The organism is Haloferax namakaokahaiae, from assembly GCF_042663225.1.
In the GTDB taxonomy this organism is placed as follows: domain Archaea; phylum Halobacteriota; class Halobacteria; order Halobacteriales; family Haloferacaceae; genus Haloferax; species Haloferax namakaokahaiae.
This window is the reverse complement of record NZ_JBHTAA010000002.1, coordinates 169,293-183,825: the sequence shown is the minus strand read 5'-3', so window position 1 is coordinate 183,825 and position 14,533 is coordinate 169,293. Positions and strand designations below refer to the sequence as shown.

Here is a 14,533-nt window from a genome sequence, read left to right as displayed (position 1 = left end):
TATCGAACGCAGTCGCCGACAGGAAGCGTAGAACGGTGAGTGATAAAACAGTTGTCAATAGTACGATGTCGTGTGTGTCTCTATCGACGTACACTGGTCTCGGTTGACGTGGTCCTACTGTTTGCTTTCATCTCTCTTTATTACCCCTCCTCCGCTCCGTACGTCGCAACTGCAAGCAACCCATTCATCTGGCTGGCAGAATGATGTACGACGATGTCACTCGCGGAAACAGTCTCGGAGATATCCACCGAAGTGAGAAAGAGCGTGAACGCACCGACTCCGCAACGAAATCGCCGAGGTGGGCGTGACGTGCCGACGTCCTGCGCGAATACGTCGAGAGCTATGGTAACCTGATGACGTCCTAGAGGAGGCGATTCGCCCCACCGGACGTTCCGGCGGTTCTCCCCACACCCCCTCTCATTTACCAATACGGAGAGACGACGACTTTCTCACGTACAGCAGGCGTGCAGAATAGGGGGGACATCCAACGGGCCGAAATCAGCTCTCCGCGTAACTGTTCGCGCACTATCGATATCATTCATCCGACGTGGTAGACGCACCATCATCGCTTTCGTTCGGCCACTCTCTGCAGTCCGATTCGATCAAACCAAGCAACTGTCGTCGGCGTTCCTCTACGGTTGCAAGAGAGTCAGCGAACTCCTCATCGGACACCGTGGTAACGCCAGCTTCCCGGAGTGACTGTAATCCGGGTGAAGGCGGAGAACAGTCTGCCGGTGTGACAAACGAACCGTGAAGTGTTTCGAGGTAGTTCTGGACACTCGACCGTGTACCCTCGATGATGGTATCGGCAGGACGGTGCTGTTTCGACGTCCCAAAGCGGAGAATCGTCAGGAGTTCGTCGAGGACAACAACGCTCACAGCAGGAGCGTACTTGGCTTTAGGACTGTGGAAGTAGTGGAGAACCGGGTAGGCCTTGTGGTTCGATGTGAGAGTGTTGAGTTCGGTTGTGATGGAGTTTAGAGGTAGTTCTAACCCGTGAAAACCCTCGGCATCCCTGCTCTGTTCTAGAATCGAACTACTCTGCTTCCCGAGTCCACTTACGCTACTAGCAAACGAACGCTTCTGGGTGACAGCATCGAGGACCGAGAGGATGTACGTGACACTTAACGTGACGAATAGCATTCCAGAACCTGCGGCGAGCGCAGTCGCTGTCTGCCAACGTGCACCTTGGGGAGTGAAATCTCCATTCCCCATAGTAAAGACTGTGTAGCCGATGAAGTAGAACCGCTCGCTCCACGAAATCGGGCCTCCGTTTCGGGTGTCTCTGAGGATATTTTCCGCGCTGGCGAATAGCAGCGTCCACCCACCCCACAGCAACGCAATCCAGAGAGCGAGACCGGTGACGAGAATTATCGGGCCGGAAAGCGACAGCAGTTGCTTCCGGTCGCCAAATACCCGTCGTAGTACCCGCCACTCGGCGTCCATCAATCGTGACGTGAGAGGGCCTGCACTCCCTTGGACCCACAAGGTCGTCCACAAGAGATCGACGCTGACGGTGGTGAGTGCAATCACCCCGGCAGCGAGAGGTAGAATATTCATCGAAGACACAGGCCGATACGGCCCTCAGTTGAATCGAAGCCATCCAACTGCCGTGTTGTATACAGACTATCCCCGTTGAGAGGGTAGTCGAGGGAGATACCCAACCAGTTTGAACGGAGGGTACTGTCCGTAGTCGAACAGCGTGTCACCATGCCATTCTAGGCGTTCTCTAGCCGGAAATAATCCCTTGTTCCCTCGTCTTCGGTCCGACTCTCATTTTAGAGAATCTGTGTTGATATCTTCTATCCAACTGGAGTAGCACTTACTTGTTCGATTAGCACATTCAGCGTAGCCGCTGGTGTTCGAACAGTCGGCGATACCCGATAGGGCGTTCGCCGAGAGTAGTCGCGGACGACGAAACTTCTGTCGAGAAATGGCGATTGATATTGCAAAAATAACACAATAATACGTGGCGCAAAAGTGATTCTTGAGGTCGCACCGGTCAGGTATCATGGGACTGGTTCGGCAACTGTGAATCTCCACTTTGCTCGTGAGAAACACAATTGTTCAGAGAGTTCGTCACTCGTGATAAGCACGCGTCAATGGTCACTGTCTTTCGTTCTTGAGTTGGAAACGAGGGTGGACGACAGTGAGTGAACCCGACCAGAGAATGGTTTCATACGATGGAGTTTTAGTTCGGCAGTTCCCAGACCCCACCGAGTGGGTAGTTGGTTACTCCTCCAATAGAATTGGGTTTTTTGTGCACTACTATTGTGTTCAACGATTGCATCAGTCGCTTGGAGGAGAGCGTCGGTGACGGGGTGGCCACTGAGTGAGCAACAGTGCTTCGACGGCCCGCTTCTCGCTCGACGACCCGAATACTTAGTAACGAACGGTGAAATACCATGACATGAGTTACATTAATCCTGTCCTTCCAGGAACTAATCCAGACCCGAGTGTCTGTCGAGTCGGCTCTACGTTCTACCTTGCGACGAGTTCGTTCGAATACTTCCCTGGCGTCCCGCTGTACCGAAGTGACGACCTCGTCTCGTGGGAGCAGATTGGACACTGTTTCAACCGCGAGAGCCAACTCGACCTCAGCGATACTGACACCTCGGGCGGCATCTACGCGCCGACGCTCCGGTACCACGACGGGACGTTCTACCTCGTGACGACGGACGTCGGCGGACAGGGAAACGTTCTCCTCACGGCAGCGGACCCTGCGGGCGAGTGGTCCGAACCGACCCAACTCGACGTGCCCGGCTTCGACCCGGACCTCTTTTTCGACGGTGACACAGCGTACCTCTCCTACGCGCACGGACCGACACTAGCCGAGACAACCATCAAGCAAGCGACTGTCAACCCCGATACGGGCGACGTCGGCGAGCCGTCCGAGCTGTGGCGAGGTATCGAAGGCACGTTCGCCGAGGCACCCCACCTCTACAGAGTTGACGGAACCTACTACCTCCTCACCGCCGAAGGGGGAACACACCTCAATCACATGGTCGTGGCTGCCCGGAGCGACGATCCGACAGGCCCGTTCGAGGCCTGCCCGACGAACCCAATCCTCTCGCATCGCGGTCACCCGATGCAATCGATTAAGGCGACCGGCCACGGCGACTTGGTCGATGCGCCTGATGGGACGTGGTGGCTCGTCTTCCTCGGTATCCGGCAGCAGGGTGGCCATCCCGGCTGGCATCAACTCGGTCGTGAGACGTTCCTCGCACCCGTCGAGTGGGTCGATGGCTGGCCCGTTGTCAACGGCGGTGAGCTGATTACGCCCCGGATGACGGTCGATTCGCTCCCCGGAGACGGGTCCGCCCCCGACCGCGCAGCGCCTGCGCGGGCGACCCTGGCCACCTTCGACGATGAGACGCTGGACGTTGCATTCGAACACCGTCGGAATCCCGACGAATCAGCCTACTCGCTAACCGAGCCACCGGGAAGCCTGACGCTCCGAGGTCGAACTGAGAGCCTCGGCGACTCTGGCGCGACGTTCGTCGGCCGCCGACAGGCACACTTCGACTGCCGAATCGACACTCGGTTCACGTTCGACCCGGCGGAGGGTGCGGAAGCCGGCCTGGCTCTCGTCGCCGACGAGCGTCACCACTACGAGATTGGTGTCACTCGAATCGACGGGACTACGGTCGCCATCGTCCGACTGCGTATCGGTGACGCAACCGAGACGGTCGTCGAGACGCCAGTTGACGGACCCGAGCACTCAGTACGTGTTGACGCGACGGCCGAAGAGTACCGGCTGAGCTACCTCCAGGGAGACAAAGATTACCCGGAAGCAGTGGGAACCGCCTCCTCGAAGTATCTCTCGACCGAGGTCACCGGAAACTTCACTGGTGTGTACATCGGACCGTACGCGACGACGGGCGAGGATGCAACGTCACCCGCTTCCTTCGATTACTTCACCTACGAGCCGACGGCAGACGAGTGAGGACGGACAGCCGTCATTTGGTGGGGGATCAGTTCACGACCGGTCGTGCTCCAGCTCGATTGTATCCGCTTTCCGAGTATCACGCCGTGTCGCCAACTCGTCGGGTTTTATTCGGCTCTCGGCGACGGAGCGTGTACCGTCATCGAGCAAGGGTTCGGACGCTGTCCCTTGAGTTTATGATTTTCGAGAGATAACATTCGGGCGATGAGACGCAGAGAACAGAATCGACGACAGCCACGGGACCGATGACGAAAAGCAACCGACAGGGTGCTGAGACGGTCGTTCTTTCGTACACCCCGACTGACGACCGAACATCGTCAGCCCTCAGCGCGGACTCGTACCGTGCTTACCTCCGTCGGACGCGAGACGGTCCCATCGCCGTCGGTGACGAATTCGAGGAGTTCGTCAACTGTGGCTGCGGAACGACACGCGACGTCACACTTCGAGTCGAGGCCGTCGTCGGAACGCCCGTCGTCACGCGTGAGACGCAGTTCGTCTTCGAGCCGTATACTGAGTAACTCACGGCCGACGCACCGCTCGTGAGTGACGGACCTCACCGGTAGAATGCGGCCACGAGAGGACTGTTCATGAGTCTTCGTTGGGGACAGACATGTTCCTCCCGTCGGCGCCGTGTAATGGTGCTATGACTGACGTACTAACACGTGACCTTCTTACTGAGGCCACGTGATTCTCTATGCCGTTCTCACATAAAAAATTGTGCTAGTGAAAATGTTGCCACCACCTCGTACACCGGCACTGGAGGTTCGTTTTCCCCCAATCCATCTGTTCTGAGATAGAGAATACAATTCCAGTTCGCAGAGAGGGCTCGGGAAACATTTTGACCACACGTACACAACAAAACTGGAGCAATCGTAGTGAGACGGCTGCACATCTTGCGGAGAGAGGTTTACGTTACAGTGGTAGTAGTGTAATGTGCACCCGCGCATAGTCCTCTCACTTGTTGACTGACGCCCACGTCTCTCGTGGCGTAACCGCGACGGCCACATTCTCTATTCCAGAACAGGTGTGTCTCCCATCGTGCGTTGCTCTCAGCCACGACGGGCGCGGTTTCAGCGTAAATAGGCGGCCGTTCCCCCGTCAGGCTGGCCGGTCTCGGCTACCGGTCGTCGTTCTCTCGTTGAGAACGCCCCTCCCGTCAGGAGTCGATAGCTTGGTAAAATGCAGCGGTCGGCCAGTCCGAACGATTAAGACACGGGATTGAGTGAACAATGATGATGCACACTGGTTCAGACGGTGGACTCCACACAACGGCCACCGAACGGCGCGTCGATGACCTCCTCGCGCAGATGACGCTCGCGGAGAAGGCGGCACAACTCGGCTCAGTCAACGCCGAGAAGCTCCTTAACGAGGATGGAACGCTCGACGAAGGCACAATCGACGAGTATCTTTCGGCCGGTATCGGCCACCTGACACGCATCGGCGGTGAGGGGAGTCTTTCCCCGCGCGAAGCGGCCGAGCGGACGAACGAACTCCAGACGTACCTCCGCGAGGAGACGCGACTCGGTATCCCCGCGATACCACACGAGGAGTGCCTGAGCGGTTACATGGGACCAGAGGGAACGACGTTCCCGCAGATGATTGGGATGGCGAGTACGTGGTCGCCCGAACTGCTCGAGAGGGTCACCGGAACGATTCGTGAGCAGTTAGAGGCCATTGGCACCGCACACGCGCTCTCGCCCGTCCTCGACGTCGCGCGCGACCTTCGCTGGGGTCGCGTCGAGGAGACGTTTGGCGAGGACCCCTACCTCGTCGCGGCGATGGCCTGCGGCTACGTTGGCGGTCTCCAGGGCGACGGCGACGGCATCTCGGCGACGCTCAAGCACTTCGTCGGCCACGGCGCGGGTGAAGGAGGAAAGAACCGCAGTTCGGTCAACGTCGGTCGCCGCGAACTCCGCGAGACGCACCTCTTCCCCTTCGAGGCGGCAGTCCGGACGGCCGACGCCGAGTCGGTGATGAACGCCTACCACGATATCGACGGCATCCCCTGTGCCAGCGACGAGTGGCTCCTGACCGGCGTACTCCGCGGCGAATGGGGCTTCGACGGCACCGTCGTCTCCGACTACTACAGCGTCGAGTTCCTCCGAAGCGAACACGGCGTCGCCGCCGACGAGCAAGAAGCCGGTGTCGCGGCCGTCGAGGCGGGTATCGACGTCGAACTCCCGTACACCGACTGCTACGGCGACCACCTCGTCGAAGCCGTCGAGAACGGTGTGCTCTCGGAGGCGACGCTGGACGAGTCGGTCCGCCGCGTCCTCCGCATGAAGGCTCAGAAGGGCCTACTCGACGATGCAACGGTTGACCCTGAGGCGGCCGCCGAACCGTTCGGGACCGACGAAGCACTCGCCCTCACCACGCGTGCGGCGCGCGAGTCGATGACGCTCCTGAAGAACGAGAGCGACCTCCTCCCGCTCGTCGGCGACGACACCGACTCGGTCGCCGTCGTCGGTCCGAAGGCTGACGACGCACAGGAACTCATGGGCGACTACGCCTACCCGGCCCACTACCCCGAAGAAGAGGTCGAGTTCGACGCGACCACGCCGCTCGACGCGCTCACCGCACGCGGCGACGAGCACGGCTTCGAGGTCCGCTACGAGCAGGGCTGTACGACGACGGGCCCGGCAATGGATGGCTTCGATGCCGCAACCGACGCCGCGAGCGACGCCGACGTCGCCGTCGCATTCGTCGGTGCGCGCTCGGCCGTCGATTTCTCGGACTCCGACAAAGAGCGCGTCAACATGCCGAGTGTCGCCACCAGCGGCGAGGGCTGTGACGTGGTCGATTTCGGTCTACCGGGCGTCCAAGAGGAACTCGTCGAACGGCTCTCCGAGACGGGCACGCCGCTCGTGGTCGTCGTCGTCAGCGGGAAACCCCACTCCATCGAGTCCATCGCGGAGTCCGTCCCCGCCGTCGTGCAGGCGTGGCTTCCTGGCGAGCGCGGTGGCGAGGGCATCGCGTCGGTCCTCTTCGGCGAGCACAACCCCGGCGGCCACCTGCCAGTCTCCATCCCCCGTCACGTCGGCCAGCTACCGGTCCACTACAACCGCAAGCCCAACACGGCCAACGAGGAGTACGTCTACACCGAGAGCGACCCGCTCTACCCGTTCGGTCACGGTCTCTCCTACACCGAGTTCGAGTACGGCGATATCACGCTCTCGACGGACGAACTCCCCCCGGCAGGCACGGTGACGGCGACGGTGACCGTCGAGAACACCGGCGACCGCGCCGGTCACGACGTGGTCCAACTCTACGCCCGCGCGGTCAACCCAGACCAGGCACGCCCTGTGCAGGAACTAGTCGGCTTCGAACGCGTTTACCTCGAGGCAGGTGAGACGAAACAGGTCGGTTTCACAGTCGCCGCCGATCAACTCGCCTACCACGACCGGGATATGAACCTCGCCGTCGAGCAAGGTCCCTACGAGTTCCGTGTCGGTCATTCGGCGGCCGACATCACCTCGACGGCGTCGCTCGTGGTGACAGAGACGAAAGAAGTACCGTCGAACGGTCGGACGTACTTCAGCGAGACGGATGTCGTGACCGTCGAATAGGGGACGACCGGAGTTCCGACCGATTCGGGTTTCTGAATTCTTCAGTGTTCGACAGCGAGGGGGTACAGAGTACGACTGGCTTGGCGTCGGTTTGCGTTCGCTTTCGTCGGTGTGATTGCGGCGCTCAGACGATGACGGTGTCGTTGACGAGTCGGCCGATGTTGTCGATGTCGATAGAGACGCGGTCGCCCTCTTCGAGCGTGAACGTCTCAGGCGGGACGAGCGCCGTCCCCGTCAGTAACACGAGCGTCTCGGGGAGGTTGTTGTGCCGACGGAGATAGTCAACCAATTTCTCACAGGAAGTGGCCATCTCGCTCGTCGAGGTCGAACCCTCGTAGACGACTTCTTCGTCGCGTTCGATAGTGAGCGTCATCGTGAGGTCGTGGGGGTCTTCCACAAGCTCGGGAGTGGAGACACAGGGACCGACAGAACAACACCGGTCGTAGACCTTCGCTTGTGGGAGATACAGCGGGTTTTCTCCCTCTATTTCGCGGCTTGACACGTCGTTGCCGACGGTGTAGCCGACGACTTCGCCACGGTGGAGGACGATGCCCAGTTCGGGTTCCGGCACGTCCCAGTTCGAGTCGCCGCGGACGCCGATGGCGTCGTGGGGACCGACCGTCCGCGACGGCGTCGCCTTCAGGAACAGTTCCGGACGCTCGCTCTCGTAGACGTCGATGTAGACCTCGGGCTTGCCGCTCTCTGCCTTCCGGGCCTCCTCGCTGATGCTGTACGTCACGCCCGCCGCCCACACCTCGTCGGGAACGACCGGTCGCAACGCGTTCGTCTCGACGTCGTCGAGGTCGCGCTGTTCCGCGTCGGGGATTCGGTCGCGGGCAATGTCGTCGATCGTCTGGTTGCTGGCGTTAGCCGCCCGCGCGAGTTCGGTGAACGAACCGAGGTCGTCGGACGCTGTCGTCAAATCGTAGGCGTCGCCCCCGTCGTCGATGACGACGAGTGAATCGGAAGATGACCGATGCTCTCCGCCGGGAAGTCGGTAATACCGCATACACGTCCATGATTACAGACTATTAAAAATGTATCGTCGGTCGCAGTCGAAATTGGGGAAACCGAACGTTCTCTCGTGAAACGGCTTACGCCTCGTCGAACAACGCAGCACTTCGTGCTGCTGGCTCGATTTCGCTCCACTCAATCGAACAATGCGGAGCACAGCTCCGCTGGCTTGATTTCGGCTTACGCCTCGTCGAACAACGCAGAGCGAAGCTCTGCTTGCCCGACGAGTCGTTTCACTCCTCGTCGAACTCCGTGAGACGAGCGTCTCACGTGCTCGACGAAACTTACGCCTCGTCGAACAACGTCTCGCCTTCGACCATGTGTTCGGCGACGGCATCGAGGTCGAGCGTCAGGCCGAGACCGGGTTCTTCGGGGATTTCCATCCGGCCGTTCTCGATGAGGTCGTTCTCTTCGACGAGGTCTTCCCACCAGCCGAGCTGGTAGGAGTGGTACTCGACGGCCAGCGAATTCGGGATGGCGGCGGCGACCTGTGCGGAGGCCATCGTCCCGATGGGCGAGGAGACGTTGTGCATCGCAACGGGGATGTAGTACATGTCTGCGAGGTCGGCGACCTTCCGGGTCTCGCGCATGCCGCCGACACGTGGCAGGTCGGGTGCGATGATATCGACCGCTTGCGGTTCGAGCAGCGTGCGTTGACCGTACTTTCGATAGACGTTCTCGCCGACGGCGATGGGTGTCGTGGTCGATTTCGTGACCGCCTCTTGGACTTCGTGATTCTCCGGCGGGACGGGGTCTTCGAGCCACCAGACGTCGTACTCCTCCAGCGCACGCGCGAGGCGCTTCGCCGAGCCACCGGTGAACGACCAGTGGCAGTCGAAGGCGACGTCGGCGCGGTCGCCGACGGCCTCGGTGACGGCCTCGACGATTTCGACCTTGTGGTCGATTTCGGGGCCGCGGAGGTGGCGATTCGCGCGGTCTTTCTCGTGTCCGGAGGGGACGTCGAGGTCGAATTTGATGGCGTCGTAGCCGAGTTCCTCGACGACGCGTTCGCCCTCGGCGGCGCAGGCCTGCGGGTTGGCCTCGTCCTCGGTGTGGAGGTCGCAGTAGATGCGCACCTCGTCGCGGTACTTTCCGCCGACGAGTTGGTAAGCGGGAACGTCGAGGAGCTTGCCAGCGACGTCGTGGAGCGCGATTTCGATACCCGAGATGGCAGAGATGACCTTCCCAGAGATGGAACCCTCACCGGACATCTTCTGGACGAGGTGCTCGTAGAGACGGTCGATGTCCAGTGGGTTCTCGCCAACGAGGAACGGTTTCATTCGCTCGATGATGGCGGTGTCACCGCCGCCCCAGTAGGACTCGCCGGTGCCGACGACGCCCGCGTCGGTGTAAACGCGTACGAGAATCCACGGATAGTTGCCATCGACCATCGTCGTCTGAACGTCGGTTATCTTCGCATCGCGGACGCCGCCGCGCTCGTTGGTAATGCCCATCGTCTCCGACGACAGGTCGCGCATGGTATACTCTGCATTCGGGTCGCTAAGCTTCGCGTGCTCGACCATTGCGTTCGTATATCCCCAAACCCGCTACTAAAGCTTGTGGGTTGGTTACAGCTGTCGAGCGGAGTGGTGGCGAATAGCGCCGAATCAGCGGACGGCAAGATGACGCTCAGAAAACGAGCGGACTGGCCTACTCGTCGTAGGCGGCGACGGTTTCCACGCCGTCTTTGGTGATTCGCACCCGTTGGTTGGCGGTGACGTCTTCGAAGGTGCGTTCGGTCCCGTCGGGCCAGGTGACGGTCAGGTCTACCCGATTTCGACTGGCGAGGCCGAGGTGAGTGACGCGGCTCTCTTGAGAGAGGAAGTCGGACTGTACCGTCTGCTGCACAGTCGTTGGTCCGCCGGGCGTCGAGGCGACCACCTCCGCCCCATAGACGGTAGAGCCGGCGTCGGTTACGACGCGGAACGCGATGCTGTTGGCGTCGGCTCCGACGTTCTCGTAGACGGTCACTCTCCCGTCGTAGGGGGCGACGACGACGTCGCGGTCACCGTCGCGGTCGTAGTCGAGCGTCACGAGCCCGCGGCCGTCGTGTTCGGTCAGGTTACGCGCTGAAGCGTCGAGGTTCCGAAATTCTTCGCCTTCGCGCTCGAACAGCATCGGGTAGGTGTAGTGCGGGTCGTCCGGGTCGATTCGCGTGACGTACTGCGTCGTATGGAGGAGGTCGCGGTCGCCGTCGTTGTCGAAATCGGTCAGACTCGCCGCCCAGCCCCAACCGCCCTGCCTGACGCCGTAGGCGACGGCGCGGTCGGTCAGGTTACCCGAACCGTCGTTGAGCATCAGCGTGTTGCCCTTCGTCCGCCCGGACTTGATGACGTTGCCGAAGAGCAGTCTGAGACGCTCGTGGCGCTCTTTGTCTGCAACCTCGTCCAATGGGAGATAGATGTTGGTCGTGAACACGTCCTGTCGGCCGTCGCGGTTCACGTCGGCAACCTCCGAGGACATGCCGTTGCGCGAGGTGTTACCGCGAAGAACGCGCTCCTCGAAACTGCCGTCACCGCGGTTCAGGTACACCACGTCGGTGTTGTAATCGTTGGCGACGTGAACGTCTGGGAGGCCGTCGTCGTTCAGGTCAACGAAACTCGCCGCGAGACTCCAGCGCGACGACTCGCTCAGCCCCGAACCCTCGACGCGTTCGAAGCCGGTACCCGTATTCTCGTAGAGAACGTTCCGGTTTCCGTTGTCCTCGTCAACGAATTTGTAGAGACTGAAGTAGCCCTCTGGCTTGCGGTCTGCCCAGTCGCCCGACTGGTAGACCAGGATGTCGGTGTCGCCGTCGCGGTCGTAGTCGGCCGCGGTCGCTCCCATCGGATAGGTCAGATTGCCGAGGTCGGTCTCCGTGCGCTCGAACACTCCCTCGTCGTTGTGTAAGAGGACCGCCGCTGCGTGCGAGCGTAAGACGAGCAGGTCTTCCCAACCGTCACCGTCGTAATCGACGAAGAGCGCTCCCTTGACCGCGCCGCCGAACTCCGGGAACTTTTCGACGCGCACGAACGAGCCACCGGTGTTGCGGAACAGCGTTGGCTGTTCTCCGCCGACGGCGAGGACGTCCTGCCAGCCGTCGTTGTCGTAGTCGGCGACGTAGACGCCGTCGTTGCCGTTACCCGCGCCACCGCCATCAGTCCGGTAGTCGAGTCCCGACGCCTCGGTCACCTCTCGGAACTGGATGTCGGTCTCGGCACTCGAACCGCCTATCGAACTGAGACAGCCCGCACTCACGACGAGGAGTGCGAGACCAACGAGTGCGAGAGTTCGTCGGTTGGGTCGCCCGGTCATCGCCTGCTTGGAAGTGCGCGCTCTGCGCGCGGTGGGACGAGGTAAGTACTCCGCGAGAGTGTCCCGAGGTAGTCAACGATGCCGTGTTTGTCGTCGGGGACGTCGGTATCGAGGTCGTACTCCTCGACGTTCATCGCTTTCCGGACCGCGACGAACTTGCGAGTATCCGTCTGAATCGACGAGAAGTTGAACGTCGAACCCTCGACGTCGTCCGTGGCGACGCCCTCCGACCGACGGAGGATTTGCGTCTGGAAGTTCTCGTCGCGTGCGGTGGCGACCTTCTGTGCGTGGCCGACGATGCCGTGTTCGGCCGCCAACTCCTCCATGTTCGAGACGTTCTCTTCCGTGATTCCGCTGTGGTTGCCCATCCGGTCGCCGATGTCACCCACGTTGTCGTAGTCGTGTGCGGGACAGTACATCTCCTTCGTCCGCTGCTCGTGAGACTGGTCGTACCAGTCGTCGAGAGACGTGCGAATGCGCGAGACCGAAAGTGTCGTCCCACCCGCGAAGGGACCCTCAGAGAACGTCGCGGTGTCCTCCGGCGGGAGACTGTTGTCGAATCCGGCACGGAAGCCCATCGACAGTGGTGCTTCTTCTGGGATGTCCTCGTGGCCGATCTCTTTGGTGGGCTGACCCTTGCCGAGGACGCCTGTCCGGCGTTCGACGACTTGGAACACGCCCGAGAGCCGACTATCGACCGCGACGCCGTTGAGTCGCTCCTTCCCGCCGAACAACGCCTCTTCGGCGGCCAGAAGGATGGAAGCGTAGTCGCTGTCGAGCAACAGCAGCGCGTCGAAGTCGGCGGCCAACGATGGGTCCTCACCGAGTTCTTCCAGCACCGTCTCGGGCGTCTGGAGTTCGGGAAGGTCGATACCGACCTGTTCGAGATACCGTGGGGCGTAGCCGACGAGGAACAGGAGACCGTTGTTGATGCTGCCACTCGTGTTGGGACCACTGCCCCACTGGAAGGCGCGTTCGAGGAGGCGGAGGGCGTCTTCGACCTGGCGGCGTTCCTCCTCGCTCGGCGGCATGGAACCCTCGTAAGAGAGCCCAAGCAGCAGCTGGTGTTGGCTCTGGGTCACCGTCCCGTGGACGCTGTTGACGAGGTAGTCGTCCCACGCGTGCTGGCGGTCGGGTAGCACCGACCGGTCCTCGGTACCTCGTGGGTATTCCGGCGGGTCGGGCGTCTCGGCGTCCGGTGACTGTTCGGCCTCCTGGCAGGCGGCGAGGGCGCTCATCCCACCGATGGCGAGCGCCGACCTGACCAGCGCTCTGCGTGAGAGTCCCCGCGAATTCTCTGCGGTCATCTTCTACCTGTTGCGATTTAACCAGTAAATGATTTTTTATCGGTTTTCGGATGTGTTCACCGACTCGTTCGAGTTCACTGTCGGCCCAGAAGCATCAGGCCACCCCCTACGTATTTATCTCCCGCTCTGTATCGTACGGCCATGACGACGGACTCGTCGAACCCACTCGACGGAATCACTCCCGAGTCGGTCGCTCCTCGAGACGTAGACGACGCGGAGGTCCGCGCCGCCCTCGCCTCATCGAGCCCGCTGGTTCGCCAGCGGGGCGTCGAGGTGCTCGACTCGATTGCCGCACAGAACCCCGACGCCATCGACCCGTTCCTCGATGCAGTGGCCGCGGCGACTGCCGACGACAACGCCCCTATCGCGCTGCGGGCCATCAGCGTCCTCGACACCGTGGCCGCCACCGACCCGGCGCGGCTCGACGGTCACCTCGACGACCTCGTCGGCGTGCTGGACTCCGAACTCGTTGACGTGCAACTCACCGGCGGCAAACTCCTCGCAACGCTCGTGGTCGAGCGGCCCGAACTCGTCAGTGCGTACGTGGGCGAACTCGTCGCGGCGATTCGCGCCACCGAACTCGACGAGCAACCGACGAACTTCGGCGAGGTCGTCTCCGACCCGGTGACTCGTCAGACGCTCGAAAAACACGAAGAGGGCGAGCGCGAGCGGCGACTGTCCAGCCGTCGCACCCTGGTCAACGTTGTCGTCGCCATCGCCGAGACGGACCCCGACGCGGCGGCCGACGCTGTCGAAGACCTTCTCACGCTCTTGGACGACATCGACCCGACGGTCACGGGTGGCGCAATCGACGCGCTCGGCGAAGTCGCGGCGAGCAACCCCGAGGCCGTCGTCCCCGTCGCCGACCGCCTCGTTGACTGTTTGGACCACGGCCGCAGTCTCGTCCGTGCGCGCACAATCAGAGCACTCGGATATCTCGGCGATGAATCGACCGTCCCGGCGCTCGAACGGGTTGCAGCGACTGACGACGACGAAGACGTTCGGGAACTCGCGGCCGCTACGGCCGAGTTCATTAGTGAGACGACCTGAAGGGACTACTCGTCCATCGCGCGCTTGGTACAGTACCAGTAGAGCACGCTGAAAAAGACGAACAGGACGACGACGAGCACCGCGTCGATGATGAGGATGGGGTACGCCTCGTCACCGGGTTCGACGAAGAGCGCCGAGAGGCCGAGGAAGAGCGCCGATGCGATGAGCAACGCGAGCAATATCTTGATCCGTTCGCGTTGCGAGCAGACGATATCGACCAGCATCGACGTGTTCACCATGATACGTGGTCCGAGGACCCACTAAAAAAAGCCAGCGGTCGTCGGGATAGCTGGCGTCTCCACGAAGCCGCGTGCGATGGGCGTGACTTCGCCGCCGAGGGCGTGGTGTCGATGCGT

The 14,533-nt window shown here is 61.3% G+C and carries 10 protein-coding genes; 4 read left to right on the top strand and 6 right to left on the bottom strand.

The window, feature by feature from the left end; translation table 11 throughout:
• Positions 1–534 precede the first annotated feature (534 nt).
• Positions 535–1,446 carry an ion channel gene (locus ACFQJC_RS06625; RefSeq protein ID WP_390222524.1) on the bottom strand — a complete coding sequence of 304 codons (912 nt, stop codon included), beginning with the start codon at positions 1,444–1,446 and terminating at the stop codon, positions 535–537.
• Between the two features lie 964 nt (positions 1,447–2,410).
• Here ACFQJC_RS06625 and ACFQJC_RS06620 point away from each other — a divergent pair.
• The 3 genes from ACFQJC_RS06620 to ACFQJC_RS06610 all read left to right on the top strand — a co-directional run bounded on the left by ACFQJC_RS06620 (position 2,411) and on the right by ACFQJC_RS06610 (position 7,512).
• Positions 2,411–3,946 carry a glycoside hydrolase family 43 protein gene (locus ACFQJC_RS06620; protein ID WP_390222523.1) on the top strand — a complete coding sequence of 512 codons (1,536 nt, stop codon included), beginning with the start codon at positions 2,411–2,413 and terminating at the stop codon, positions 3,944–3,946.
• A 245-nt stretch (positions 3,947–4,191) separates the two neighbouring features.
• Positions 4,192–4,464: a hypothetical protein gene (locus ACFQJC_RS06615; protein WP_390222522.1), complete on the top strand. Its 273-nt coding sequence runs from the start codon at positions 4,192–4,194 to the stop codon at positions 4,462–4,464.
• Between the two features lie 717 nt (positions 4,465–5,181).
• Positions 5,182–7,512 carry a glycoside hydrolase family 3 N-terminal domain-containing protein gene (locus ACFQJC_RS06610; protein WP_390222521.1) on the top strand — a complete coding sequence of 777 codons (2,331 nt, stop codon included), beginning with the start codon at positions 5,182–5,184 and terminating at the stop codon, positions 7,510–7,512.
• 124 nt (positions 7,513–7,636) lie between these two features.
• Here ACFQJC_RS06610 and ACFQJC_RS06605 read toward each other — a convergent pair whose 3' ends face one another.
• From ACFQJC_RS06605 to ACFQJC_RS06590, 4 genes are all read right to left on the bottom strand, one after another.
• On the bottom strand, positions 7,637–8,521 hold the full coding sequence (locus ACFQJC_RS06605; RefSeq protein WP_390222520.1) for a fumarylacetoacetate hydrolase family protein: 885 nt from the start codon (positions 8,519–8,521) through the stop codon (positions 7,637–7,639).
• 289 nt (positions 8,522–8,810) lie between these two features.
• Entirely contained in the window at positions 8,811–10,049 is a 1,239-nt protein-coding gene (locus ACFQJC_RS06600; RefSeq protein ID WP_390222519.1) for a mandelate racemase/muconate lactonizing enzyme family protein, read from the bottom strand.
• A gap of 127 nt (positions 10,050–10,176) precedes the next feature.
• Positions 10,177–11,820 (bottom strand): CRTAC1 family protein, encoded by a 1,644-nt coding sequence (locus ACFQJC_RS06595; RefSeq protein ID WP_390222518.1) that lies wholly within the window; start codon positions 11,818–11,820, stop codon positions 10,177–10,179.
• Positions 11,817–13,127: a DUF7405 family protein gene (locus ACFQJC_RS06590; protein ID WP_390222517.1), complete on the bottom strand. Its 1,311-nt coding sequence runs from the start codon at positions 13,125–13,127 to the stop codon at positions 11,817–11,819. Before ACFQJC_RS06590 ends, ACFQJC_RS06595 begins: the two co-directional genes overlap by 4 nt.
• A 141-nt stretch (positions 13,128–13,268) precedes the next feature.
• On the opposite strand from ACFQJC_RS06590, the gene ACFQJC_RS06585 reads away from it, so the two are divergent.
• Positions 13,269–14,177, top strand: coding sequence for a HEAT repeat domain-containing protein (locus ACFQJC_RS06585; protein WP_390222515.1), 909 nt, complete (start codon positions 13,269–13,271; stop codon positions 14,175–14,177).
• Between the two features lie 5 nt (positions 14,178–14,182).
• Here the strand turns inward: ACFQJC_RS06585 and ACFQJC_RS06580 are convergent, their stop codons facing one another.
• A complete protein-coding gene (locus ACFQJC_RS06580) occupies positions 14,183–14,416 on the bottom strand; it encodes a hypothetical protein (protein WP_390222514.1) in 234 nt (77 codons plus the stop codon).
• Between the last annotated feature and the right edge of the window lie 117 nt (positions 14,417–14,533).